Annotated in this window: 21 protein-coding genes; 6 read left to right on the forward strand and 15 right to left on the reverse strand. The window is 67.3% G+C overall.

Annotated features, from left to right (window positions below):
* Positions 1 to 32 precede the first annotated feature (32 nt).
* On the reverse strand, positions 33 to 668 hold the full coding sequence (locus GQ674_RS15140) for a hypothetical protein (protein ID WP_159497738.1): 636 nt from the start codon (positions 666 to 668) through the stop codon (positions 33 to 35).
* A gap of 295 nt (positions 669 to 963) precedes the next feature.
* Between GQ674_RS15140 and GQ674_RS15145 the strand changes: the two genes are divergently transcribed.
* Positions 964 to 1,632, forward strand: coding sequence for a hypothetical protein (locus tag GQ674_RS15145; protein ID WP_159497739.1), 669 nt, complete (start codon positions 964 to 966; stop codon positions 1,630 to 1,632).
* Positions 1,633 to 1,662: 30 nt separating this feature from the next.
* Here GQ674_RS15145 and GQ674_RS15150 read toward each other — a convergent pair whose 3' ends face one another.
* The 8 genes from GQ674_RS15150 to gap all read right to left on the reverse strand — a co-directional run bounded on the left by GQ674_RS15150 (position 1,663) and on the right by gap (position 13,896).
* A complete protein-coding gene (locus GQ674_RS15150; protein ID WP_236546097.1) occupies positions 1,663 to 2,994 on the reverse strand; it encodes a M1 family metallopeptidase in 1,332 nt (443 codons plus the stop codon).
* Positions 2,995 to 3,316: 322 nt separating this feature from the next.
* Entirely contained in the window at positions 3,317 to 4,321 is a 1,005-nt protein-coding gene (locus tag GQ674_RS15155) for a class I fructose-bisphosphate aldolase (RefSeq protein ID WP_159497740.1), read from the reverse strand.
* A gap of 167 nt (positions 4,322 to 4,488) precedes the next feature.
* Positions 4,489 to 5,955, reverse strand: coding sequence for a pyruvate kinase (gene pyk / locus GQ674_RS15160; RefSeq protein ID WP_128098086.1), 1,467 nt, complete (start codon positions 5,953 to 5,955; stop codon positions 4,489 to 4,491).
* Positions 5,956 to 6,168: 213 nt separating this feature from the next.
* Entirely contained in the window at positions 6,169 to 6,834 is a 666-nt protein-coding gene (locus GQ674_RS15165) for an HAD hydrolase-like protein (protein WP_159497741.1), read from the reverse strand.
* Entirely contained in the window at positions 6,834 to 8,009 is a 1,176-nt protein-coding gene (locus GQ674_RS15170) for a phosphoglycerate kinase (RefSeq protein ID WP_159497742.1), read from the reverse strand. Before GQ674_RS15170 ends, GQ674_RS15165 begins: the two co-directional genes overlap by 1 nt.
* A gap of 636 nt (positions 8,010 to 8,645) precedes the next feature.
* Positions 8,646 to 10,010: a DUF3999 domain-containing protein gene (locus GQ674_RS15175; protein WP_159497743.1), complete on the reverse strand. Its 1,365-nt coding sequence runs from the start codon at positions 10,008 to 10,010 to the stop codon at positions 8,646 to 8,648.
* Complete coding sequence (locus GQ674_RS15180) at positions 10,010 to 12,706, reverse strand: DUF2339 domain-containing protein (RefSeq protein WP_159497744.1); 2,697 nt, start codon at positions 12,704 to 12,706, stop codon at positions 10,010 to 10,012. The genes GQ674_RS15175 and GQ674_RS15180 overlap by 1 nt, the downstream gene beginning before the upstream one ends.
* 185 nt (positions 12,707 to 12,891) lie before the next feature.
* Positions 12,892 to 13,896, reverse strand: coding sequence for a type I glyceraldehyde-3-phosphate dehydrogenase (gene gap, locus GQ674_RS15185; protein WP_038686561.1), 1,005 nt, complete (start codon positions 13,894 to 13,896; stop codon positions 12,892 to 12,894).
* Between the two features lie 199 nt (positions 13,897 to 14,095).
* On the opposite strand from gap, the gene GQ674_RS15190 reads away from it, so the two are divergent.
* Complete coding sequence (locus GQ674_RS15190; protein ID WP_038686559.1) at positions 14,096 to 14,725, forward strand: OmpW family outer membrane protein; 630 nt, start codon at positions 14,096 to 14,098, stop codon at positions 14,723 to 14,725.
* A 427-nt stretch (positions 14,726 to 15,152) separates the two neighbouring features.
* Here GQ674_RS15190 and GQ674_RS15195 read toward each other — a convergent pair whose 3' ends face one another.
* Complete coding sequence (locus tag GQ674_RS15195; protein WP_236546315.1) at positions 15,153 to 15,824, reverse strand: aspartate/glutamate racemase family protein; 672 nt, start codon at positions 15,822 to 15,824, stop codon at positions 15,153 to 15,155.
* Between the two features lie 134 nt (positions 15,825 to 15,958).
* On the opposite strand from GQ674_RS15195, the gene GQ674_RS15200 reads away from it, so the two are divergent.
* The gene (locus tag GQ674_RS15200) at positions 15,959 to 16,774 is read left to right on the forward strand and encodes a S1/P1 nuclease (RefSeq protein WP_159497745.1); all 816 of its coding nucleotides are present in this window, start codon (positions 15,959 to 15,961) and stop codon (positions 16,772 to 16,774) included.
* Positions 16,775 to 16,783: 9 nt separating this feature from the next.
* Entirely contained in the window at positions 16,784 to 17,590 is an 807-nt protein-coding gene (locus GQ674_RS15205) for an MBL fold metallo-hydrolase (RefSeq protein ID WP_159497746.1), read from the forward strand.
* Positions 17,591 to 17,712: 122 nt separating this feature from the next.
* Here the strand turns inward: GQ674_RS15205 and GQ674_RS15210 are convergent, their stop codons facing one another.
* Genes GQ674_RS15210 through GQ674_RS15220 form a run of 3 tightly spaced genes read right to left on the reverse strand, consistent with a single transcriptional unit; the run spans position 17,713 to position 19,869 of the window.
* Positions 17,713 to 18,267 carry a hypothetical protein gene (locus GQ674_RS15210; protein WP_236546098.1) on the reverse strand — a complete coding sequence of 185 codons (555 nt, stop codon included), beginning with the start codon at positions 18,265 to 18,267 and terminating at the stop codon, positions 17,713 to 17,715.
* A gap of 17 nt (positions 18,268 to 18,284) precedes the next feature.
* Entirely contained in the window at positions 18,285 to 19,511 is a 1,227-nt protein-coding gene (locus GQ674_RS15215) for a TonB family protein (protein ID WP_159497747.1), read from the reverse strand.
* Positions 19,504 to 19,869 (reverse strand): BlaI/MecI/CopY family transcriptional regulator, encoded by a 366-nt coding sequence (locus tag GQ674_RS15220; protein ID WP_137190198.1) that lies wholly within the window; start codon positions 19,867 to 19,869, stop codon positions 19,504 to 19,506. The genes GQ674_RS15215 and GQ674_RS15220 overlap by 8 nt, the downstream gene beginning before the upstream one ends.
* 118 nt (positions 19,870 to 19,987) lie before the next feature.
* On the opposite strand from GQ674_RS15220, the gene GQ674_RS15225 reads away from it, so the two are divergent.
* Together GQ674_RS15225 and GQ674_RS15230 are read left to right on the forward strand one after the other, a co-directional pair.
* The gene (locus tag GQ674_RS15225; RefSeq protein WP_159497748.1) at positions 19,988 to 20,545 is read left to right on the forward strand and encodes a flavin reductase family protein; all 558 of its coding nucleotides are present in this window, start codon (positions 19,988 to 19,990) and stop codon (positions 20,543 to 20,545) included.
* Positions 20,546 to 20,576: 31 nt separating this feature from the next.
* Complete coding sequence (locus GQ674_RS15230) at positions 20,577 to 22,529, forward strand: acetyl-CoA hydrolase/transferase C-terminal domain-containing protein (protein WP_159497749.1); 1,953 nt, start codon at positions 20,577 to 20,579, stop codon at positions 22,527 to 22,529.
* Positions 22,530 to 22,652: 123 nt separating this feature from the next.
* Here the strand turns inward: GQ674_RS15230 and tkt are convergent, their stop codons facing one another.
* Both tkt and GQ674_RS15240 read right to left on the reverse strand, forming a co-directional pair.
* A complete protein-coding gene (gene tkt / locus GQ674_RS15235; protein WP_159497750.1) occupies positions 22,653 to 24,662 on the reverse strand; it encodes a transketolase in 2,010 nt (669 codons plus the stop codon).
* A 163-nt stretch (positions 24,663 to 24,825) separates the two neighbouring features.
* Entirely contained in the window at positions 24,826 to 26,148 is a 1,323-nt protein-coding gene (locus GQ674_RS15240) for a dicarboxylate/amino acid:cation symporter (RefSeq protein WP_159497751.1), read from the reverse strand.
* Positions 26,149 to 26,160: the final 12 nt, after the last annotated feature.

A 26,160-nucleotide genomic window follows, 5' to 3' on the forward strand; every position in this document is an offset into this window, starting at 1 on the left:
CGGCATCGCCGGCGTTTTTCACATCGCCTCGATCAAGGGCAGACCTGGGTGATCTGGGCGGTGCAGTTCAGCCCACCGCCTGACGCGGGATACTGACCGCCACACGACAGCGCGACCGTGCCCGGCCCGGAGGAGGTGATCGTCTGGCCCGCCGTCATCGACGCATTCGCGCCCGGCGCCTGGATGCCGCAGGTTGTGCCACCGGTCCCACCCGTAGCGGACACGCACTGGATGGTGGCATTGGCCTTGACGGCCGCCAGCCCGCGATACGAGCTGCCGCCGCTGGCCGATCCGGAAATCGTCTGCGATGCCGTGCACACCGTATCGTCGATCTGCGCGGTGCAGCTCAGGCCGCCGTTGGCGGGGTAGCTGCCGTTGCAGTTGAGGACCACATTGCCGGCGCCCGTGGTGCCGATCGACTTCCCCACTTCCACCACGCCGTTCCAGCCCGGGGCCTGCAGGCTGCAGCGTGGGATGGTGCCCGCCGTTGCCCCGGACGCCTGGGTACAGGTGACGCGGGACGCCGAGGTGGCCGTGGCGCTGCCCGGGGTGGAGCCACCGTTGCGGGTGCTGGCGGTGATGGTCTGGGTGGCCGCGAATGCGGCGCCCGCAAGCAGCCCCCCTGCAACGAGTACGGCCACTACACCGGGAAACAGTTGACGCTTCATATCACTCCTACTCCTGTTGGGAAGAACGTTCCATTCCGATGAAATATGGCGCAGCCGCAACGCCGGACGGCAGCAGACGCATCGCGCGCCCTTCCGCACACGCTCCCCGGCCATCGTAGACCGCGTATGTAGATGCTTGAACCGATAGGCCGCATGCATCTCAATCCAGCGTACTGCGCATGCCGCGAATCGAAACGTGAACTGTGTTCTATTTCCACCTGCGTACCGCCGATAGTGTCTGCGCTGTACCACGCGGTTGTGGCGCAGGGGTTCGGCAGCCAATACGGAGAAGGGGATGCGCAAGGGAAGCACGCGGTGGGGAATCGGCCTGGCGGTGGTCGTGCTGTTGGTCGGTGCCTGGTACGTCCTGCAGCCACGGTCCGTGGCCAACCTGCCCGGCGTGGGCGCGGCAGCGTCAGCCACGTCGGGGACGCGCCCACCGCAGCTGCCCCACAACAGGCATGACGCAGGTGCGCCCGCCGCGCAGCAGGCGTCGCCGTCGATGGCCCATGCGTCCAGCGCAACGCCCTACCTCGCTTTCGAATCGGCGATGCTGCAGGGCTCGGCACTCTCCTTCGACCAGGCCATGCTCGCGCTGCAGGGCGACGCGTTCGATCACTACCTGTCGCTGATCGCCCAGCAGTCCATGCGCGTCCCGGAAGCGGCGGAACTCACCGACGCGTATTCCCGGACAATGCAGGCCGCACTGAAGGACACCCCGGGGCTGTCGATGCAGAATTTTGCCTGCGGGCTGAGCCTGTGTGCGGGCACGATCTCCACGGACAGCCGCACTGATGCGGCGCAGGTGGAGCAGTGGCGGCAGTCGCTGTCGCTGGCCGGCAATACGCCCGCCTATTTAATGATCGATGTGACGGTGGACGGCAAGGACGGCCGCGTCGAGCACCGTTTCATCTTCTCTTCCGATGCCAGCATCAACGGCATCCATGGGCCGTCATTGCCGTAAGGCGGCGGGGGCCTGCCTTGACCTGCGTTTTCAGCGCGCCGTTGTGTCTGCGCTGTACACCCACTGCCGGAAGAACGGCTGCAGCGAGCGCCCGGCGGCCTTTTCCATTGCGTGCTGGAAGTCGAGGGTGGTCACCGAGCGCCCATCGTTGGCCACGGTGTAATCGCGCAGGCCACGCCAGAACGCGTCCTCCCCCAGTTCACCGCGCAGCAGGTGCAGTACATACGCGCCCTTGCGATAGACCACCGCGCGGTCGTCGGCGGTGGGCGCATCCCAGGAGGCATAGACCAGCGCATGGTCGGCGCCTTTGGCGCGCAGCGCATCCAGCCGCGTGCGCCAGCCCTGCACCTGCGCCTGGTAGGCCGCCTCGCCCTGCGCATGCTGCAGGTACGCGGCGGTCATGAAGTTGGCCATGCCTTCGTTGAGCCAGAAGTGTTGCCAGCTGGCGCAGGTCACCCGGTTGCCCCACCACTGGTGGGCGGCCTCGTGCGCCATCAGCGCGGTGTCGTCCGGATCGTCCAGCACGCCCTGCCCGTAGGCCTCGGACATCAGCGACAGCCCGGTCATTTCCTGGCCGATGGTACTTTTCACCAGTGCTTGCTGATAACTCTCACCACGGTAGGGCAGCCCGGCGCGCGCAGCGAAGAAGTCGAGCATGTCGCCGGTGCGGGCAAACAGCGTCTGCAGTTGTGCCGGGGTTCGATCCACCGACAGGAAGCGCAGCGCGATGGCAGCGTGCTGGCGGGTGGCTTCCTGATAGCGCCCGGCCGCAAAGCCATACACGTACGCCGGCAGTGCGCTATCGGACGACCAGCGGTGTTCAATTCGGCCATCAGCCAGCGTGCGCGGTGGTTCTGCACGACCACTGCCGGCGGCCAGCAGACCGGCTGGTAGTGTGAGCGACAGATGCAGGCGGGCCCGCTCATCCGGCGCATCCACCGACGGCATCCATTGGCTGGTGGAGAACACGCTGTACACCTCGTCGCGCTCGGGGGCGAACTCCAGCCCGAAGCGGGGCGCGCCGGAGTATGCAATGCGAACGTTGCCGAAGGCGCCTGAAGGTATCGGCTCGGCCAGCGTGATCCGAAGGCGGCCGTTGGTCTGCTCGAACTGCAGCGCACGCCCGCCCTGGGTGACCGAAGCTATGTCCAGCTCGCCGGCATCCAGGGTCAATGTCTGCACGCGCTGGACCGCGTCGAACCACACCGTCACTTTTCCCTGCAGGCGCTTTTGCTGAATGTCCGGCTCAAGCGCGACTTCGTAGCTGATGACATCAAACGCGCGCGGTGCAGACGCATGTGCACGCACGGCAAACAACAACGGCATCAACAGAAGCGCGTGCAACAACGAACGGCATGCCATCTTCGACTCCCTTCTCGCCCAGGCCTGGCGCATCCTGCCATGCCACGATGGATGCGTGCGGCACGCCATCACACCGGTGGTGGACCTGGAAACAAACCGGCGAGGTTCGATGGAGTCGGCGGGTTGGGCGCTGGGGCCCCATGCCCTTGGAGGCGAAATAAAGGAGGAGGTGGCGGCTGCAGGCCGACGCCGGGGGACATTCGCCGGAAAGGGCATGGGCCCCAGCGCCCAACCCGCCGACGGTTGCGCCTGGGCAGGCCGAAGAACCAAAAAAAATGCCGGCACAAGGCCGGCATTTTTTTCAGGTGCGGTCAGGCCGGTATCAGCCGTTCCACTTGCCCAGTGCCGCCTGGCCGTTTTCCTTGGCGCGGTCGTACACGGTCTGCTGTGCCTTGGCGATGTTGGCCTTGGTGTCCTTGGCCCACAGCTTCAGCGCGGCCTGCTGCATGGCGCGGCCGTAGGAGAAGCTCAGCGGCCACGGCAGGTTGCCCATCTGGTTCATGGCGTTCAGATGCGCGGTGGACTGCTCATCGCTCTGGCCGCCGGACAGGAACACCACGCCCGGCAGGATCGCCGGCACGGTGCTCTTGAGGCACATCACGGTCGATTCGGCCACTTCCTCGACGTCGGCCTGCTCTTCGCAGCCCTTGCCGGAGATGACCATCGAGGCCTTCAGGATGGTGCCTTCCAGCAGCACATTCTGCTGGTACAGCGCGTCGAACAGCGAACGCAGGGTGGCTTCGGTGACTTCGTAGCAGGTCTCGATGTCGTGGTCGCCGTCCATGATCACTTCCGGCTCAACCATCGGCACCAGGCCGCATTCCTGGCACAGCGCCGCATAACGGGCCAGCGCGTGGGCGTTGGACTCGATGCAGGTGCCCGACGGGATGCTTTCGCCGATGTTGATCACCGCGCGCCACTTGGCAAAGCGCGCACCCAGCTTGTAGTACTCCTGCAGGCGCTCGCGCAGGCCGTCCAGGCCTTCGGTCACCAGCTCACCGGGGCAGCCGGCCAGCGCATGGGCGCCCTTGTCGACCTTGATGCCCGGAATGATTCCGTGGTCGGCCATGTACTTGGCGAACGGCACGCCGTCCTTGGTGGACTGGCGGATGGTTTCGTCGTACAGGATCGCGCCGGAGACATGCTCGTTCAGCTTCGGCGTGGTCAGCAGCATTTCGCGGTAGGCGCGACGGTTCTCTTCGGTGTTTTCCAGGCCAACGCTGGCGAAGCGCTTGCCGATGGTGCCGGTGGATTCGTCGATCGCGATGATGCCCTTGCCCGGGGCGACCATGGCCTGGGCGGTTTCGGCCAGCTGTTCGATGCTCATGTATTTCCTGTGGCGGGTGCGGGAAAAACGCAATTATAGCCCCCGCCTCCCGTGAACTGACCGTCCACAGAATCTGGAAACGCTTTCAGGCACCCAACGCATGACGGCGCGACGTTTCCGCCGCGCCGCCGTGTGCTGCACTGCCGGGGTTTGCCCGGCGGTTTCCTTTACAGATCGCCCAGACCGCTGGCGCGCCCGTCTTCACCCACTTCCAGCAGGCGCAGGGTGTTGGTGGCGCCATGGGTTTCCATGTGCTCGCCGCTGGTGAACACCACGCGGTCACCGGCCTGCAGCTGGTTGGCTTCCACCAGCAGGCGGATGCTGCCGCGTGCGGCTTCGCGCGGGGTGAAGCCGCGGCTGTCGAAGTTGATCGGGAACACGTCGCGCATCAGCGCCATCTGGCGACGGGCGCCGTCGTGGCGGGTCACCGCGAACACCGGGGCCGAGGCACGGAAACGCGACAGGTAGCGCGCGGTGCCGCCGGATTCGGTCATCGCCACGATCGCACGCACGCCCACGTGCTGGGACAGGAACATGGTGGCCATGGCGATGGCCTGGTCGGCACGTTCCAGGTTGCGCGGCGAGGCGCCGAAATCGGTTTCGGTCTGGAACTGGCGTTCGGCGCCCAGGCAGATGCGCGCCATCGCTTCGACCGCTTTGACCGGGTACATGCCCGCAGCGGTTTCGGCCGACAGCATCACCGCATCGGTACCGTCGATGACCGAGTTGGCCACGTCCAGCACTTCGGCGCGGGTCGGGATCGGGCTTTCGACCATCGACTGCAGCATCTGCGTGGCGGTGATCACCACCTTGTTCTGTGCCAGCGAGGCCTTGATGATCTTCTTCTGCAGGCCCGGCAGTTCGGCGTCGCCGATTTCCACGCCCAGGTCGCCACGGGCGACCATCACCACATCACTGGCGTCGACGATTTCTTCCAGGTTCTCGATGGCTTCTGTGCGCTCGATCTTGGACACCAGCGCGGCGTAGCAGCCGTGCGATTCGGCAATGGCGCGCGCATCGTTCATGTCCTGCGCGTTGCGGCAGAACGAGACGGCGATGAAGTCCACGCCGATCTTGGCCACGATGCCGATCAGTTCCTTGTCGCGCTCGGTCAGTGCGCCCAGCGACAGGCCACCGCCCTGCTTGTTCAGGCCCTTGCGGTCGGAGAGCACGCCGTCGTTGAGCACGGTGTTGATGATGCGCTCGCCCTGCACTTCCAGGACCTGCAGCTGCATCAGGCCGTCGTCGAGCAGCAGCACGTCGCCGGCCACCACGTCCTGCGGCAGGCCGAGGTAGCTCACGCCCACCTGGGTGGTGTCGCCCGGGGGCGGGTTGGCCGCGGCGACCAGGTCGAAGCGGTCGCCCGCCTTGAGGTGGATCTTGCCTTCGGCGAAGCGCTCGATGCGGATCTTCGGGCCCGGCAGGTCGGCCAGGATGCCCACTTCCACGCCCACGCGCTGCGCGGCAGCGCGCACGTCGGCGGCACGCTTGGCCTGGCCGGACGGGTCACCGTGGCTGAAGTTGAGGCGAACCACGTTCACGCCGGCGCGGAAGAGATCCTCCAGCACGCCCGGCGGGTCGGTTGCCGGTCCGAGGGTGGCAAGGATCTTGGTGCGACGCTGACGCTCAATCATGGTAAATGGGCTCCCGGGAAAGGATCGAAATTAGCACACCCTTCACGTCCCATGAATACGTTTACAGCCTTGGGGCAGCTGGCTCTTGCTGTTGTCCTGCAGACACCGGCGGACCGCCGGGCGGACATCGGCTGACGCCCGAATGCCGACAAGCCCCGACCCAATTGGCTTTGCGCGCGACATGCGGCGGCGTACGGGACGCCGCCGCGTGCCTCAGGCGAGCAGCGTGAGCAGGTCGTCCGGCGTGTTTGCCAGGTGCTGCGCACCGGCCAATTGCAGCTCGTCGGCGCCGCCGAAACCCCACAACACGCCGATATTGCGCATGGCGTGATGACGCGCGCCGGCAATATCCATGCGCCGGTCGCCGATCATCCAGCACTGGTCCGGGGTCAGCGACAGGCGCTGCAGGGCTTCGGCGACCAGCTGCGGTTTCTCGCTGCGGCTGCCGTCGATCGTGGCCCCGATGACGTCCTCGAAGCAGCTGCCAAACGGCAGGTGGTCGATGATGCGGCGCGCGTGCGGCTCGTTCTTGGCGGTGACGATGGCCAGCCGGTGGCCGCGGTCGTGCAGTTCCTGCACGACCTGGCCGATCCTCGGGTACACCTCGTGTTCGCGCCAGCCCACCACGTCGAAGCGTTCGCGGTAGTAGGTAACTGCCTGTTCGATATCGGCCGGGTTGGCAAACAGCGGCGCGAAGCTGGTGCGCAGCGACGGGCCGATCCAGCGCCGCAGTTCGTCCTGCGGCGGGACCGGCTGGTCCATCCGGGTGAGCGCATGCGCCACGCATTGGGTAATGCCGACCGCCGAGTCGATCAGGGTGCCATCGAGGTCGAAGAACAGCGTCGCGCGCGGTACGAAGGCGTGACGACCGAGGGTCATCAGGCGCCCCGTGCTTCCAGCGCGGCGACCGCCGGCAGGGTTTTGCCTTCCAGGAACTCCAGGAACGCGCCGCCGCCGGTGGAGATGTAGCTGACCTGGTCGGCGATGTCGTACTTGTCGACAGCCGCCAAGGTGTCGCCGCCGCCGGCGATGGAGAACGCCGGGGAGGCGGCGATGGCCTGGGCCAGGGCCTGGGTGCCGTGGCTGAAGGCCTCGAATTCGAACACGCCGACGGGGCCGTTCCAGACCACGGTGCCGGCCTTGGCGATCAGCCCGGCGTAGTGCTGGGCGGTGTCCGGGCCGATGTCGAGGATGAGGTCGTCTTCGGCGACGTCAGCCACGGCCTTCACGGTGGCTTCGGCATCGGGGAGGAACTGCTTGGCGACGACGACGTCGGTGGGCAGGGGGATGTCGGCACCGCGGGCCTTGGCATCGGCGACGATCTTCTTGGCCGTGTCGAGCAGGTCCGGTTCGTACAGGGACTTGCCGACCGGGTAGCCGGCCGCCGCGATGAAGGTGTTGGCGATGCCGCCGCCGACGATGAGCTGGTCGACCTTGCCGACGAGGCTGGACAGCAGTTCAAGCTTGGTGCTGACCTTGCTGCCGGCGACGATGGCGAGCAGGGGCTGGGCGGGGGCAAGCAGGGCCTTGGCGAGCGCGTCGAGTTCGGCCATGAGCAGCGGGCCGCCGGCGGCGATGGGGGCGAAGCGGATGACGCCATGGGTGGAGGCCTGGGCGCGGTGCGCGGTGCCGAAGGCGTCCATGACGAAGACGTCGCAGAGGGCGGCATACTTCCTGGCCAGGGTTTCGTCGTCCTTGCCTTCGCCGACGTTCATGCGGCAATTTTCAAGCAGGACGATGGCGCCGGGGGCAACGTCGACGCCGTCGACCCAGTCGCGCACGAGCGGGACCGGGACGCCGAGCAGCTGGGAGAGGCGCAGGGCAACGGGGGCAAGCGATTCGGCTTCGCTCCAGACGCCTTCGGTGGGGCGGCCGAGGTGCGAGGTGACCATGACGGCGGCGCCCTTTTCCAGTGCGAGCTTCAGCGTCGGCAGCGATGCGGTGATGCGCTGTTCGGAGGTGATGCGGCCATTCTCGATCGGTACGTTGAGGTCCTGGCGGATCAGCACGCGCTTGCCGGAGAGATCGAGGTCGGTCATGCGAACGATGGACATGGGCAACTCTTTGGCTGAAAAGGAAAGGGCGCCACGCACGGCGCAGACACCCATTGTCCCGGCTGCGCGGGTGCATCGCAAATTTTCGGGCAGACGCAGAGGCAGAAGCCAAAAGCCAAAAGCCAAAAGCCAAAAGCCAAGTCCAAGGCCAGGTCCAGAGCCCTACGGCCGATGCTCCTGTGCTGTGCGGGCGCCTGTGGGTTCACGGGACACGCTGCAAGTACGTCCCTGTAAGCTCCGTCGCGCCATCCATGGCGCTCAGGGTCCCGTGAACCCACAGGCCCCCACACTCGACAGTTGGTCGGCGCGCATGCAAAAGCCCACCGGTAGTGCCGGGCTCTGCCCGGCAGCTCTCATCCTCACCAATGCGAATGGATGATGAAAAGCACATCCGTAATGCGGCGCAAGGACACGTAGTGCCGGGCTCTGCCCGGCAGCTCTTCCCCACCGTCAACGCGGTGAACCGTCCGGAGGTGGCCGGGTGGCCTTGCCCAGGACCGTGTGTTGCCATGGATGGCAACACCGAGCCCCCAGGGACGGGTTTACGGCGTGTCCTGGGCAAGGCCACCCGGCCACCTCACCGCAGGAACAACCAAAGCGCTGCCTTAGCCGCCAGCAAAAAAACAGCAACAACAATCAACCACCAACATCCCCAGGCTTCTGCCGCAGCACGCTCACCGCAAAGCCACCCACGATCAGCACGCCCAGCACCAGCAGCCCCCACAGCAGCCACTGCTTCCAATCGCGCTGCGGGGCCACGGCGGCGTCGCCGCCCAGCACCTGCGCCTGCCCCTGCAGCGTCGCGGCGGCCGGCTGCCATTGCGCGCCCTGCTGCGCGCGCAGTTGCGCGATCACCGTACCCACCGGCGCATCGCTGCGGCCGGCGCGCACGCTGCCGGCGGCCACGCTGTACGGCGGCTCGCCCTGGCTCAGGAACACCAGCGCCTCGGGCTGGTAGCCCAGTTTCAACGTGGGCGCCTGGTTCGGCTCGGCCTGCGCTGCCACCAGCTTCCAGTAACGGTCACGCGTGGGAACCGGCAATGACTGTGTCTGCGACCGACGACGTTCGGCGGCGTCCTGCACCTGGTAAGCCACCCACGGGCCTGCGCGCACCTGCCACGGCTGCGCCGTGTCATCGCGGCTGAGCAGGGTCCACTGCACCACGCTGTTGTCGGCGGTGCTGATGTCGACCTGGGCAATCGGAAAGCGCCCCTGCAGCTGGTACTCGAACTCGCCCGGCTTGCCGGCCGCGCCTGCCAGCGATTCCCAGCGCCAGTCGATCGCCTCCAGCGCCGGGGCCAGTTCGGCCTGCACGTTGGACAGCACCGGCAGCGCATCGGCGCCGATCGGCAAAATGCGGAAATAGCGCGCCTGGCGGCCGATCTCGATGCGCCGCTGCTGCAGGCGACGCCCATCGTGCTGCAGGTCCACCAACGGCACGTCGTCGGCAATCCGCTGCCACTGGCGAAGATCGTCGCTGGCCTCCACCCGCACCCGCGCCTGCAGCGACGACTGCACCTGCCAGTCCAGACGCAGCGCCTGCACGCCCACTTTCAGCGCACTCGCATCGATCAGCCACCCGGCGGCCTGCGCACTGCCGCCGCCGCTGCGGCCCAGGCGCGCTTCCACCCGGCGCACGCTGCCGTCGGTGTTGCGTTCGGTCAGCAACTGCAGGTCATCGGCACCGGCGCCGGCCATCGCCGGCAGCGGAAACCAGGCCAGGTCCTGCCACTGCGCCGGGCGCGCCAGCGGCTGGTCGGCGCTCAGCAGCGTGGTGGGCAATGCCTGGCCTTGTACGTTGAACACCTGCACATCGGCCAGCCGCGGCGACACCGCGCTGCGGTATACCGCTTCATTTAGCATCACCCGGTATGCCCCGGCCTGTGGCTGGGACAGCTGCAACGGCCATTGCTGGCGGTAGTCCTGGCGCGCATCGGCGGACTGCGCCAGCGACGGCACTGCGGCCAGGGACAACACGGCGATCAAGGTACGCAACGTCATCACGACTGAGGCTCCACGGTAACGTCCGGCGCGCGCGGCGGTGCCGGCGCGAGGTAGCCCACAACCGTGCACAGCAGGCCGTAGGCGATGAAGGAGGAAATGCCAAGCAGGTTGCCCAGGTGCTGGCGATCGATCAGCACCAGTTTGGCCAACACGACGCCCATCAGCACCGCGCCCACCAGCCACAGGGTGCGCTGGCCGCGGCGCGAGCCCCACACCCAGCTGATCACGCCGAGCACGCTCCAGACCAGGGTGAGGCTGGTCTGGGCCAGGGTCGACGACCACAGCGCGTCGTTCCAGGCCACCCCGCCCCAGTGGTGCACGCTGTGCAGGGTGGTGCTGGTGAGCAGGGCGAAGCCGGCGATGGCCAGCACCGGGACGCGCTGACCGCGCAGCCCGGCCGGTGCCGGTGCCGACCACAGCCATCGCGCCGCCAGTGCCAGCACGGCCAGCTGCGCCAGTTCCATCGGATTGAGCAGGGGCAGCCACGGCAGCGGTGCGGGCGAGGCCGGTTGGACCAGCAGGCACAGCCAGCTCACGCCCAGCACACCAAACAGCGTGGCGGTGAGCGCGCTACGCAGGACGTCGAAGCGTGCCCCCAGCGGCATCGCCAACCACGGCCAGCGCAGCAGTGCGGTAGCGGCGACCAGCAGCCACGGCAGCAGGGCCAGCGCCAGCGACCAGCCCTGCGCCAGCGCGAAGCGATCGGCCAGCCACATGCACGCCAGCGACACGACGCTGGGCCACAACAACCACCAGCTGAACTGTGCCGCCAGCGCCACCCGGTCCTGCCCACCGCGCAGGCACCACAGGCTGCGCACGCCCAGCAGCGCGAACACGGCCCAGGCCAGCGCGCCATAGCCGGCGAACGGCTGCTGGTGCACGTCGGCCTGCCACAGCGCCAGCGGGAACGCGGCCAGCAGCATCGCCAGCGTGGTCAGCACCAGTGCGCGGGCCGGTGCGCGGCGATGTACTTCGGCCGCCACCCAGGCGCTGAAGGCCACCGCGATCAGCAGGGCATCCGGGCGGCTGTCGCGGTCGACGAACCGGCCCACCTCGTGGATCACGCCGCCCAGCCACCACAGCAGGCCCCACAGGTAATACACGATGGCGGGCGAATCCTGGCGTGCGCGCCGGTAGCACCACGCCGAAGCGAAGCCGGCCACGGCCAGCAGCAGCCCGCTCATGAAGGTGGGATTGGCGATCGCGGTGGCATCGCTGTGCCAGTAGTCGGCGCCCACCACGAACCCGAACGCCGCGCCCAGCTGCAGCAGCGCGCCGGCGATCTGGGGCAGCCACCGCTTCTGGCGCAGGCCCAGCCAGACCAGCCCGGCGCCTTCCAGCGCGAACACGCTGGCGGTGGCGCGCGCAGACAGGGCCAACGGTACCGCCAGGGTGGCAAAGCCCACGGCCAGCACCGCGTGCGACTGGCCCAATGCGGCGTAACGCGGACGCCGGATCAGCGCCCAGCCGAGCACCGCGTACAACGCCGCCAGGCCCAGGGCACACAGGGACAGTGCAAGCCGGTCGTCATGCAGCATGCCTGCCTGCAGCGAGAAGGCGATCAGCGGCGTACCGAACACCAGGCTGCCGTCGACCAGGTCGCGCGTCTCCGCCGGCTGGCGACGGCCATACAGGATCGGAATCAGCAGGTAGAAGGCGAAGAACAGCAGCAGGAACGGCTCGGTGCTGCTGAACTTGTCGGCGTTGTACTGCAGCACGCCCCACGCGGTGCCGATGCCGAAAGTGAAAGCAAACCCGAGCAGGTTGAGTACGCGCCACGGGCGCCACCAGGCAATGGCCAGGATCGCCGCATTGAGCACGGCGTAGTACGAGAACAGCGCCACGTGGTTGCCGCTGCCGGTGGACAGCCAGATCGGCGCCATGAACCCGGCCAGGATGCCCAGCACCGCCAGCGTGCGCGAGTTCTGCACCACGGCCAGCACGCCCATGCCGGCAATGAGCAGTACGCTCATCGCAAAGGCCGGCAAGGCATCGATCAGGTCGTAGCGCTTGAACGCGGCAAAGATGGTCAGCAGCAGCACGCCGATCGCCCCGCCCTGCAGCGCCAGCGCAAACAGGCGCCGGCGGTCGCGCTGGACCCAGCCGAATACCAGCCCGCCCAGCGCAGCGGCGGCAATGGCCGCCAACCTCAGCTCGATCGGTGCGTTCAACCAGCCCTGGTCACTGGCGTACTTGAGCAGCGCGGCGACACCCGCCAGCAGCACCAGCATGCCGATCTTGACCGGCACATTGCCGTCGGTGAACCAGTGTTTGATGGCCCCCACAATGGGCTCGCCCAGGCCCGGCCCCGAAGGCGACGGCGGCGTGCTGGGGGCCGGCAGCAGCGGTGGCGGCCGGCTGGGGGGCGCGACAGGCGCCGGAGCGGCCGCCTCGACAGGCGCGGTCGACGCCGTGGCTTCTGGCAGGGACGGCCCGGTTGCGTTGGCGGGCGGTCCGGCGGCGGCAGCCACCGGTGCGCGGGCCTGGTAGGGCTGGTCGGCCCAATGCACCGAACGCGCCCCGGGCGCTTCGGCGCGTGCGGGGTCAGCGACATGGGCCGGCCGACCGTCGAACTGCTGCAGTTCCAACGCCGCAACCCGCCGACGCAGGCCGGCGATCATCACCAGCGCCACGATCAGCAGCACCGGGATCAGCAGCAGCACCACCGCCACCAAGGCAATCAACGCTTCCATTCCACGCCATCCTCATAGGGAAGCCCCGGCGGCATCCTGCCAACGCCATGCCGGTGGCACGCGGCCATGCTAATGGATCGGCGGCGGCTGCGGGGCAGGCACCCCCGCGGGCGCCCCGCCTCCTCAAAACGACGAACCCCGGCACGGGGCCGGGGTTCGCAGGTGTTACCGAGGCAGCGCCAGGCTTACTTGGCGGCGACAACCTTGGCCATTTCCAGGCACTTGTTGGAGTAGCCCCATTCGTTGTCGTACCACGACACCAGCTTGACGAAGGTGCTGTCCAGCGCGATGCCGGCATCGGCATCGAACACCGAGGTGTGGGTCTCGCCGCGGAAGTCGGTGGCCACCACCTTGTCTTCGGTGTAGCCCAGGATGCCCTTCAGCGCGCCTTCGCTCTGTGCCTTCACTTCGGCGCAGATCTCGGCGTAGGTGGCTTCCTTTTCCAGCTCGACGGTCAGGTCGACCACCGACACGTCCGAGGTCGGCACGCGGAAGCTCATGCCGGTGAGCTTCTTGTTCAGTTCCGGAATCACCACGCCCACGGCCTTGGCTGCACCGGTGGAGGACGGAATGATGTTCTCCAGGATGCCGCGGCCGCCGCGCCAGTCCTTGTTGGACGGGCCATCGACGGTCTTCTGCGTGGCGGTGGCCGCATGCACGGTGGTCATCAGGCCGCGCTTGATGCCCCACTTGTCATTGATGACCTTTGCCAGCGGGGCCAGGCAGTTGGTGGTGCACGAGGCGTTGGAGATGATGGCCTGGCCGGCGTAGGTGCTGTCGTTCACGCCGAACACGAACATCGGGGTATCGTCCTTGGACGGCGCCGACAGGATCACCTTCTTGGCACCGGCATCGATGTGCTTCTGCGCGGTGTCCTTGGTCAGGAACAGGCCGGTGGACTCGATCACCACGTCCACGCCCACTTCGTCCCACTTCAGGTTGGCCGGGTCGCGCTCCTGGGTCAGGCGGATCTTCTTGCCGTTGACGAGCAGGTCGCTGCCGGACACTTCCACGTCGGCCTTGAAGCGGCCATGCACGGAGTCGTACTTCAGCATGTATGCCAGGTAGTCCGGCTCCAGCAGATCGTTGATGGCGACGATTTCGATGTCATTGCCGAAGTTCAGCACGGCCGAGCGCAGCACGTTGCGCCCGATGCGACCGAAACCGTTGATGCCAACCTTGATTGCCATGTTCACAAGCTCCTGCAGCCGCGACGGTGCGGCGCCGATGGAAAGGGGCGCTCATTCTAGCAGGGCCAGACCGGACCCGGCCCCCGGGAGGCAAATGGGAACCGGTTACATGTGGAAATTCCTGGATTGATCCGGATCAAGGCGCGGTGGGCCCGGGACGGGAAAACTGGCCCCATTCCACCCGCAACGAGACACCCTCATGCGCAACACCTCCCCCCTCCTGCTGTCCGCCCTGGCCGCCGCACTTGCGCTGGCTGCCGCCCCGGCCATGGCCCAGTCCAAGGGCGACTGGACGATCGGTGCCGGCGTGCACCAGGTCGCCCCGAAGTCCAACAACGGCTCGCTGGCCGGCGGCACGCTGAAGGTGGACGTCGACAACGACGTCAAGCCGACCATCACCGGTGAGTACTTCATTGCCGACAATCTGGGCATCGAGATCCTGGCCGCGCTGCCGTTCAAGCACGACATCAACATCGCCGGCCTGGGCAACGTGGGCAGCACCAAGCACCTGCCGCCGGTGGTGTCACTGCAATACCACTTCAACAGCAAGGGCAAGGTGTCCCCGTTCGTGGGCGCCGGCATCAACTACACCACGTTCTTCAGCGAGAAGACCAGCGGCGCGCTGGCCGGCAGCAAGCTGAAGATGGACGACTCCTGGGGCCTGGCGGCGCACGCCGGTCTGGATTTCGCGATCAACGACAAGGGCTCGCTTCGCGTCGATGTGCGTTGGATGGACATCGACAGCAAGGTGAAGCTCGACGGCGAGAAGATCGGCACCGTCAACATCGACCCGCTGGCCTACGGCGTGTCCTACGTGTTCAAGTTCTGATCGGCGGATCGGGACTGACAAGCGCAACACCCCTCGCAGCAAGCGTTTATCCCCGGCCTCGGCCGGGGATTTTTTTTGGCTTTTCTCCCGTTTGCGCAATAGCTACCAGAACCAGAGCGGCGAGTGCATGCCTGTACGTGCGTGGTCAGGTGCGGGTGGAGGGGCGGGACACGCCGCAAGTACGTCCTTGTAGGCTCCGCCACCGCATCCATGCGGTGGAGGGTCCCGCCCCTCCACCCGCACCTGCCCTTGGACACGCTATCGGCATGCAAAGAAGTGCAGAGCCGCTCGTTGGGCGCCCTTGGCTCTCTCCTAGGCCACCAGCCAAGTGTCGAGGGCCGGGGTGCAAGCAGGGTCAGTCTTCTGCCTCTCGCGCATTTGGGAAGGACCTTTTGGGGATCGAAAGGCAGCCACCCATGGGGTGGCTCTACCGCGGTGCAAGAAGATGCCGGGCTGCGGCCTGCGCATGCAGCGCTGCCGTGTCGAACAGCGGCACGGTGGCATCCTCGTCGCCTACCAGCAGCATGATCTCGGTGCAGCCCAGGATGATCGCCTGCGCGCCGCGGTCGACCAGCCGCTGCATCACCGCCCGGTACACCGCGCGCGATGAATCCAGCACTCGCCCCTGCACCAGTTCCTCGTAAATGATCCGGTGCACCTGCGCACGGTCGTCGGCGTCGGGCACCAGGACTTCCAGCCCGTGCCGCTGCGCCAGCCGCACCCGGTAGAAATCCTGCTCCATGGTAAAGGCCGTGCCGAGCAAGCCCACCCGCGCAAGCCCCAGCGCGCCGATCGCCTCCCCCACCGGATCGGCGATGTGCAGCAACGGCACTTCCACGGCTGCCTGCACCTCGTCGGCCATCAGGTGCATCGTGTTGGTGCAGATCACCAGCGCCGTTGCCCCGGCCCCTTGCAGCCGACGCGCAACATCGACCATTGCCGCCGTGGCGGCGGCCCAGTCGCCCGCCCGCTGCATCGCCTCGATATCGGCGAAGTCGAACGACCACAGCAGCATGCGCGCCGAGTGCATGCCACCCAAGGCATCGCGTACCTGCTCATTGATCATCCGGTAGTAGTGCGCCGAACTTTCCCAGCTCATCCCGCCGATCAGGCCCAAGACCTTCTGCACTGCCGCTGCTCCCGTGGTCGTCCAGGCCCCAGCCTATCGCCCGCGCGCGCCGCCAGCCAGATCCGGCCAAGCCGCCCCGCAGGCAGCCCGCTAGAATGAGGCCGATGAAGATCGCCTCCCTGATTCCGGCCACGGCCCTCGCCCTGGCCCTCACCCTTGTTTCCACCGATGCCCTGGCCTGGGGCGCACAAGGCCACCGCCTGGTCGCCCGCGTGGCCGAAACGCGCCTCACGCCGGCGGCCCAGGCCGAAGTGAACCGCCTGCTCGCCAGCGAGCCCGACCCGACCCTGCACGCCATCGCCCCCTGGGCGGACCAGCTGCGCGCCAAGGACCCGGGCCTGGGCAAACGCTCGGCGCGCTGGCATTACGTCAACATCGGCGAAGACAACTGCCATTACGAGGTGCAGAAGCACTGCAAGGGCGGCAACTGCATTGTCGAGGCGTTGAAGGTGCAGACCGCGATCCTCGGCGACCGCAGCAAGAGCGATGCCGAGCGCGCCCAGGCGCTGAAGTTCGTGGTGCATTTCACCGGCGACATCCACCAGCCCATGCATGCCGGTTACGGCCACGACAAGGGCGGCAACGACTTCCAGGTGCAGTTCAACAACCGCGGCACCAACCTGCACTCGCTATGGGACAGCGGCATGCTCAACGAGCTCAAGCTCGATGACGACCAGTACCTCAAACGCCTGATGGCCCTGCCCGCACCCAAGCTGGGCAAGCGCTCGAGCATCAACACCGACGCGGTGCAGTGGGCCGAGGCCAGCTGCCGCATCGCCATTGCACCTGGCGTTTACCCGGGCAAGCGTACGCTTGCGCCGGAGTATGCCGCGACCTACCGCCCGGTTGCGGAACAGGAGCTGCGCCTGGCCGGCGAACGCCTGGCCGTGCTGCTCAACGCCACGCTGGGCAAACGCTGAGGAACCCCCATGTCACTGCACGTCGCCAGTTTCTTCCACCCCGACAGCCACACCTTCAGCTACGTGGTGCATGATCCGGCGACGTTGCAGGCTGCGGTGATCGATCCGGTGCTGGACTACGACCCGGACACCGACGCGCTCGGTTCCGGGCCGCTGCAGCCGCTGCTTGCCCACGTGCAGGACAACGCGCTGCAGGTGCACTGGCTGCTGGAAACCCACGCCCATGCCGACCACGTCAGTGCCGGCCGCTGGCTCAGGCAGCAGTGGCCACAAGCCACGTTGGCGATGGGCGACGGGATCGTGCAGGTGCAGAAGACCTTCGCGCCGCGTTACGCGCTGGACGTGGCGACCGACGGGTCGCAGTTCGACCACCTGTTCGCCGATGGCGAGCATTTCGCACTGGGCGGCATCGATGCCGAGGTGATCGCGGTGCCCGGCCACACCAGCGACAGCGTGGCCTACCGCATCGGCGACGCGCTGTTCACCGGGGACTCGCTGTTCATGCCCGATGGCGGCACCGCCCGCTGCGATTTCCCCGGTGGCGATGCGGCGCAGCTGTACCGGTCGATCCAGCGCCTGCTGGCGCTCCCCGACGCCACCCGCGTGTTCATCTGCCATGACTACGGCCCCGGTGGGCGTGCGGTGGCCAACCAGACCACCATCGGCGAACAGCGCGCGCGCAACATCCACCTGCGCGATGGGGTCAGCGAAGCCGACTTCGTCGCCACCCGACAGGCACGCGACGCGACGCTGGCCGAACCGAAGCTGATGCATCCCTCGGTGAAGGCCAACATCCAGGGCGGCCCACCAAAGTAGAGCGGGGCTCTGCCCCGCTGCCTCATTGCGTCACGTAGAGCGGGGCTCTGCCCCGCTGCCTTCCTCTGCCGCCGCGCAGCCACCCATGGGGTGGCTCTCCCCCCTGTGGGTATCGCGTAGCGTTACCGCCCCTGGCGGTGAACGGTCTGTTTGCCTTTCACGATCTCGAAGGTGAAGGCATACAGCAGGCTCACCGGCACCGGGTCGACGCGTTCGGCGCCGGTGCAGTCGCTACGGTCCCCCGGCACGTGACCCGCAGGGTAGTGGCACACCGCCGCGGGCGAGTAACGCCACTGCGCCACCGCGGCCTGTGCCGCTTCCACCAACGGCGCGTTCTCGGGCATGCCGCCGGCCTTGCATTCGGCCCGGTCAAGCAGCGCCAGGCTGCGCTCCACCCGGCCCTCGGCATCCACCACCACCTGCAGGCAGACCATCGTGGGCGCCAACTCACGGCGGGGATCGCGGTCGCCCAACACCGGGTCGGGGGCGGCGTACAGCTGCGGCATCCGGTACCCCTGGCTGGACTGCAGCTGATACGGCTGCACCGCGCCCGCCCCGCCATCGCCATCACTCCGCAGGCGCTGCAGGTTCACGTTCTCCGTGCGGGTGTCCACCGTGTCTGTCGTGGTCAGCGGCTGATGAGCGGCACAGCCGCTCACCAGCAGTGTGAGCGTCACCGCCCGCAGTCCCTGCTTCACTGTGTCGGGCCCGACGCATTCAATTCAAACGTCATCGGAATCTTCAACGCCGAGGCAACGGCGGTTCCATTCCGACGCGCCGGCGCGAAAGTCCATTCTTTCGCCGCCGCCACCGAGGCCGCGTCGAACACGCCGGCCGGGGTTGAACTGAGGACGCGGACATTGCCCACCTTGCCGCTCGCATCCACCTCCACGCGCAGCACGACCTTGCCGGAAAGCCCCTGGTCAAAGGCCGCTTTGGGATAGGTCGGCGGCGCCGTGGTGAGAGCCTCGGCATCCACGTCGCCCGCGGCGGCATTGGCCAGCGCGGCGGGCTCGGCGCTGGTCGACGGCCCCGCGCCTGCGCCGCCCTGGCTGGCCCACGCCACCGTTCCCATCCCCACGCACAGCCCCATCACCAGCACCTGCCCGGTCATCCACGGCAGTGCGTTCCGCTTGTGTTCCTTCAACATGGCAATTCGCTCCTTCAACATCGGTTGGCTGCGCCAATGGCAGGCCATCGGTGCAACCGGGTGAACCAACTGCGCCTTGAGCAGCGCGTTGGCGTAGAGCCGGCGCAGGGCCGGATGCGGGTCGACCGTGCGTGCGTCGCAGGCCAGCTCCTGGTCACGCAGGAACCGGCGCGCCGCCCACGGCAGCAGCGGATGGAACCAGAACACGCAGCGCAGCAGGGCCAGCACGGCATTGGCCCAGGGATCGCCATGGCGGCGATGGCTGCGTTCGTGCTGCAGAATCAGATGCTGTTCGGCCGGGCTGAAATCCGCCTCGAACGCCGGGCCAACCACGATGCGCGGTGCCCACAGCCCCACCAACGCCGGCAGGCCGGGGTCGGCGCTGGCCTGCCAGGTGCCGTCGGCGCGCGGCCGCAACGTGCCCATGGCCCGCTCGAAGCGGCGTTGCGCGCGCCAGCTTGCACCGCCCATGCCCAGTGCCCCCAGTGCCCACGCCAGCAGCAGCAACCACGGCCACACCGGCGCGGCGGGCACCACGACCGGGGCGGTCCAGGCGACGGCGGCGGCCAGCACCGGCAATGCATCGACCATCGGCCCCATCGGCAACGGCAGGTGCAGCGCCACCAGCAGTACCGGCACGCACCACCAACTGCGATACACCAGCGCCGCCCCACCCAAGGCCAGTAACAGCGGTCGCACCGCGGCCAGCAGCACCACCGTGATCGCCAGCCACACACTGGCCTGCAGGAGTGCGTTGAGCGTCTCAGCCATGGTCCAGCCCCTCGATCAGCGCCTTGAGCTCGGCGATATCCTGCGGACTGAGTGCGCCGCGCTGGCTGAAGTGCGCTACCAGCGGTGCCACGCGCCCGTCGAACAGCTTGTCCAGCATGCCGCTGCTCTGCTCGGCCACCCAGGCCTGGCGCTGCAGCACCGGCGAGTAGAGGTAGCGACGCCCATCGCGGCTGGCGCTGATCGCGCCCTTGGTCAACAACCGGTTGAGCAGGGTCTTGATGGTGGGCTCGGCCCAGTCACGCTCCGCCAGGGCGGCCACCACCTCGTCGGCGCCCAGCGGGTGGCTGCGCCACAACACGTCCATCACCACTGCTTCGGCTTCGCTGATCTGGCTCATCATTTACATCCGTAATCGACGATCCGATTACGCCCGTAATCGACTCGGGTGTCAACCCCTTCAACGACCGGTTCATGCGGCCGCTGCGAGGATCGGCGCATTGCCTGCGGAGCCTGCGATGAAACGCTACCGAAAGCTGGACTACCCGGTGGACGAGGTACGCCGCTTCCTGGAACCCGGTCCGGTGGTGCTGGTCAGTTCGGCGTGGAAGGGCCAGCGCAACGTGATGACGCTGGGCTGGCACATGGTTCTGGCGTTCACGCCATCGCTAGTGGGTACGATGATTTCCAGCGGCAACCACAGTTTTGAGCTGATCCGGCGCAGCCGCCAGTGCGTGATCAACCTGCCCACCGTGGACCTGCTCGACACCGTGGTGGGCATCGGCAACTGCAGCGGTGCCGAGGTCGACAAGTTCGAACGCTTCGGGCTGGATACCTCCCCCGCCCACGACGTGGATGCGCCGCTGCTGGCGCAGTGCCCGGCCAGCTTCGAGTGCCGGCTGCACGATGCCAGCCAGGTGAAGCGACACGGCCTTTTCATCTGGGAGGTGGTCAAGGCGCACGTGGCGAAGGTGCCCAAACGGCCTCGAACCCTGCACTACCGTGGCGATGGGCAGTTCATGCTGTCCGGCACCGACGTGTCGCGTCGCCGTCTGTTCAAACCGGAAATGCTGTAATGGCCCGCATGACTCTGCAGGATGGCGCTGGATGACCGATCACCTTACCGACCTCGACGCGGCCACCGACTGGTTGCTGCAGCGGGTGGACGGCCCGCTGCGCATCGGCGCGCCGCTGGCCCTGGGCAAACCGCATCGGCTGCTCAATGCGTTGTATGCACGCGTGGAGAATGACCCGGCACGGCCGCTGCAGATCTATACCGCGCTGTCGTTGAACCCGCCCAAGCCCGCCGCGGGCGGGTTGGAGGCGCGCTTCATGGCGCCGTTCGCGCAACGCCATTTCGGCGACGATTTCCCGCGCCTGGCCTATGCCGACGCGATGGTCCGCGACCGCCTGCCAGCGCACGTGCAGGTGGAAGAGTTCTACATGCAGTCCGGTGCCCTGCTCGGCTCCTCGCAGGCGCAGCGCAGCTACACCAGCCTCAACTACACTCATGCCGCCGATGCGGTGGCCCAGCGCGCGCCGCATGCGATCGTGCAGAAGGTGGCGATGCGGCCGGACGATCGGCGGCTGTCGCTGTCGTGCAACAACGACATCACCCAGGACACCCTGGATGCGATGGCCGCGCGTGGCCTGCCGCGTCCGCTGATGATCGCCGAAATCGACCCGCAGCTGCCCTACCTGGGCGGTTCGGCGACGGTGGATGTGAGCTTCTTCGACCTGGTGATCACCCCGCCGCCGCCCTACCCCGCTCTGTTCGGGCTGCCGCGCCAACCGGTCACGGATGCCGACTACGCCATCGGCCTATATGCCAGCGCGCTGGTCCGGGATGGCGGCACGCTGCAGATCGGCATTGGCACGCTGGCCGATGCGATCAGCCACGCGCTGGTGCTGCGTCATACCGACAACGCCCGTTACCGGCAGATCCTGCACGCGCTGGATCCGAGCCTGGCCAGCCACCCCACCGTGCTCGAATGCGGTGGCCTGGACCCGTTCGAGATCGGCCTGTATGGCTGCAGCGAGATGCTCAACGAGGGCTTCCGGCGGCTGGTGCAGACCGGCGTGATCCGGCGCAAGGTGCATGACGACCTGGGGCTGATGCAGCGCATCGAGAACGGCAGCACCCTGACCATCGACCACGCGACACTGGAGGCCGAAGGCGAATACCTGCATGGCGCGTTCTACCTGGGCTCGCCGGAGTTCTACCAGTGGCTGCGCGACCTGCCCGACGACGAGCGCGGCGCAATCGGCATGCGCCGGATCAGCGAGATCAACCAGCTGTACGGGGGCAATGAGGCGCTGGAGCGCGTGCAGCGCCGCCATGCCCGTTTCTTCAACTCCTGCATGATCGCCACCGCGCTGGGCGCGGCAGCGTCCGATGCACTGGAAGACGGGCGCGTGGTGTCGGGCGTGGGCGGCCAGTACAACTTCGTGGCGATGGCCCATGCGCTGCCTGAAGCCCGCAGCGCGCTGATGTTCCGCGCGGTGCGTGAGGACAAGGGGAAGGTGCAGTCCAACGTGCGCTGGAACTACGGGCACACCACCATCCCGCGGCACCTGCGCGACATCTACATCAACGAGTACGGCATCGCCGACCTGCGCAACCTGACCGACGAGGACTGTGTGACCGGCATGACCGCGATCACCGATGCGGCGTTCCAGGACACGCTGCTGCAGACCGCCAAGGCCGCAAAGAAGCTGGACGCGGCATTCGTGGCGCCACCGCACTGGCAACAGCGCAATACCGCTGCAGTGGTGAGTGCCGCGCTGGCGCCGTTCCGCCAGTCCGGGCTGCTGCCGGACTATCCACTGGGCAGCGACTTCACCGAGGTCGAACAGCACTTGGTGAAAGCGTTGGGCTGGCTGAAGCAGAACACCCAGACGCGCGGCAGCAAGCTGCGTACGGTGCTGGCCGCCCTGCGCCAGCCGGCCGGCGATGGCGACGCGGTATACCTGCAGCGGATGGGGCTGGATGCACCGAAGACGTTTGGCGAAAAGGTGGAAGCACGCTTGGTGCGCCTTGGGTTGGCGCGCACCGCGTAAGGGTGAACGCGTGGCCGGGCAATGAAGCGGCGCGCATCGCGCAGATCCATCGCCTCCGCACCTAAACGAAAACGGCGCTTCCGTTTCGGGAAGCGCCGTTCGCACTACGTCAGTAGCTGGCCCTTAGTTGGCCAACTGCGCCTTCGCAGCGGCGACCACCGCATCGGTGGTGATGCCAAAGTGCTTGTACAGCGCGTCGGCCGGGGCCGAGGCACCGAAGGTGTCGATACCGATCACCGCACCGTCCAGGCCCACGTACTGGCGCCAGAAACCGGTAACGCCCGCTTCCACCGCCACGCGCTTGCGCACGGCGTTGGGCAGCACGGACTCGCGGTAGGCCGCGTCCTGGCGCTCGAACACGTCGGTGGACGGCATCGACACCACGCGGGTCTTGATCCCGGCAGCATCCAGTTCGGCCTTGGCAGCCACCGCCAGGCCCACTTCCGAACCGGTACCGATCAGGATCACGTCCGGCACGCCGCCCTCGGCGTCGGCCAGCACGTAGCCACCGCGCGCGATCTGGGCGACCTGCTCGGTGCTGCGCGGCTGGTGCGGCAGGTTCTGGCGGCTGAACACCAGGCAGCTCGGGCCGTCGGTGCGGGTGATCGCCGACTTCCAGCTGACCGCCGACTCGACCGCATCGCACGGGCGCCACACATCGTTGTTGGGGATGTAGCGCAGCGAGGCCAGGTGCTCCACCGGCTGGTGGGTCGGGCCGTCTTCGCCCAGGCCGATCGAGTCGTGGGTGTATACGTGGATGGCGTGCGCCGGGATCAACGCGCTCATGCGCACGCCGTTGCGGGCGTAATCGCTGAACACCAGGAAGGTGGCGTCGAACGGAATGAAGCCACCGTGCAGGGCCAGGCCGTTGGCGATGGCGGTCATGCCGAACTCGCGCACGCCGTAGTACACGTAGTTGGCGTTCGGGTCGTCGGTAGCGACCGACTTGCTGGCCTTCCACAGGGTCAGGTTGGAATGGGCCAGATCGGCCGAGCCACCCACCAGTTCCGGCAGCAGCGGCGCGAAAGCTTCAATGGCCAGCTGCGAGGCCTTGCGCGAAGCGATGGTCTGGCCGTCGGCCTGCACCTGGGCGATGTAGGCATCGGCCTTGGCGATGAAGTCGGCCGGCAATTCGCCGTGCGAGCGACGGGTCAGTTCATCGGCTTCGGCCGGGAAATGCGCGGCGTACTTGTCGAACTGCTGTTCCCACTCGGCCTGGCGCAGGGTGCCGGTACCGCCGGCACGCCAGCCGGCGTAGATTTCTTCGGGGATTTCGAACGGACCGTAGTTCCAGCCCAGCTGCTTGCGGGTGGCTTCCAGCTCGTCCTTGCCCAGCGGCGCGCCGTGGCTGGACTCCTTGCCGGCCTTGCCTGGCGAACCGAAGCCGATGGTGGTGCGGCAGCAGATCAGGGTGGGCTTGTCGAACTGCGCCAGGGCGCCGTCGATGGCCGCCTTGATGCTGTCCGGGTCGTGGCCATCGACGCCGCGCACCACGTTCCAGCCATAGGCTTCGAAACGCTCGGGGGTGTTGTCGGTGAACCAGCCTTCGGTATTGCCGTCGATCGAGATGTGGTTGTCATCCCAGAAGCAGACCAGCTTGCCCAGGCCCCACGTGCCGGCCAGCGAGGCGGCTTCGTGGGAAATGCCTTCCATCAGGCAGCCGTCGCCCAGGAACACCCAGGTGCGGTGGTCGACGATCTCGTACTCGGGGCGGTTGTAGCGCTGGGCCAGCAGCTTTTCAGCCAGCGCAAAGCCCACGGCGTTGGCCAGGCCCTGGCCGAGCGGCCCGGTGGTGGTTTCCACGCCCGGGGTTTCATGGTGCTCCGGATGGCCGGCGGTCTTGCTGCCCAACTGACGGAACTGCTTGAGCTGTTCGATCGGCAGGTCGTAGCCGCTCAGGTGCAGCAGCGCGTACTGCAGCATCGAGCCGTGGCCGTTGGACAGCACGAAGCGGTCGCGGTTGAACCACTTCGGGTTGTTGGGGTTGTGACGGAGATAGTCGTTCCAGAGGACCTCGGCGATATCGGCCATGCCCATCGGCATGCCGGGATGCCCGGACTTGGCGGTTTCGACCGCATCAGCGGCAAGGAAGCGGATGGCATTGGCCAACTGGCGGCGGGTAGGCTGCGTCATGGTTCTGAGAGTCGGGAGGCTCCCGCGGAGCTGCGGGCAGCCAATTGTCCCACAGACCTCCGGCGGGGTCAGGCCGGGTGTCGGCTTTCTGAACAAAAACGCCCCGCGCGGGGCGGGGCGTTGGTCATGCGATGCGCGCGGCAGGCCGCGCCGGGCCGGGCGGTCAGTCGCGCTGGACCTGTACCGGCACCGGGCTGTCCTCGGTCTCGCCCTTGGCCACCAGGGTGGTCAGGGCCAGGTCGCCGGTGACGTTCAGGGCGGTGCGGCACATGTCCAGGAAGTGATTCACGCCCAGGATCAGGCCGATGCCCAGCGGGTTGACCCCGACCATGGCGCAGATCATCGCCACCACCGGCAACGAGCCCGACGGCACGCCGGCCGTGCCGATGCCGCCCAGGATGCAGACTGCCATCACCATGATCTGCTGGCCGATGCTCAGGTCCACGCCGAAGAACTGGGCCAGGAAGATCACCGTCACGCCCTCGAACAGCGCGGTACCGTTCTGGTTGGCGGTGGCGCCCACGGTCAGCACGAAGCGCGATACTTTCTGCGGCAGGCCCATCTGGTCGGCCACGCGCAGCGCGGTGGGCAGGGTGGCGTTGCTGGAGGCGGTGGAGAAGGCCATCACCGTGGCCTCCTGGGTGTCGCGGAAGAACGACAGCGGCGAACGCCCGGACAGCCACACCGCCGTGCCGTAGGTCACCACCATGTGCAGGCCCAGTGCCAGGACCACCACGCCCACGTAGGCGCCCAGGCGGATGATCAGGTCGAAGCCGAACAGCGCGGCCAGATTGAACATGAAGCAGGCCACCGCGTACGGGGCCAGCCGGATGACCAGGTTGATCAGCGTCATCGACACTTCGAACACGCCTTCCACGGCGCGACGCAGCGGGGCGACCTTTTCCTCGTCGCTGAGCACCATGCCGATGCCGAACATCAGCGCGAAGAACATCAGCGACAGGATCGCGCCATTGTCCGATGCGGCCTGCAGCACGTTGCTGGGCACGATCGACAGCAGCATATCCATGCCCTTGGGGGTTTCATGGATGCCGGCGACGATTTCCTTGCTGCGCTCGGCATTCTCCGAGAGCATCTGCGCGGCCACGTGCGGGTCCACCCCGGCGCCGGGCTTGAGCACGTTGACCAGCACCAGCCCGATGCCCACCGCGATGCCCGACAGCAGCACTGTGTAGGCCAGGGTCTTCCAGCCGATGCGGCCGAGCGCGCGGATGTCGCCCATCTCCGACACGCCCATGATTAGCGCCGAGAAGATCAGCGGCACGATCAGCATGAAGATCAGGTTGAGGAACAGGCCCGACAGCGGCGTGGTCACCCAGGCCATCACACCCTTGGCGAAGTCGGTCAGGCCAGGCACGCCCGGTCCGGCGGCATGCACGATCAGGCCCAGCACCAGGCCCAGCGCGAAGCCAATGCCCATTTTCCAGTGCAAGGGCAGTTTCTTGCGGGTCGTTGCGGCCTCAGTCATGTAGCAGCTTTC

Origin of the sequence: Stenotrophomonas sp. 364, assembly GCF_009832905.1 — a bacterium.
Taxonomy (GTDB): Bacteria; Pseudomonadota; Gammaproteobacteria; order Xanthomonadales; family Xanthomonadaceae; genus Stenotrophomonas; species Stenotrophomonas maltophilia_AP.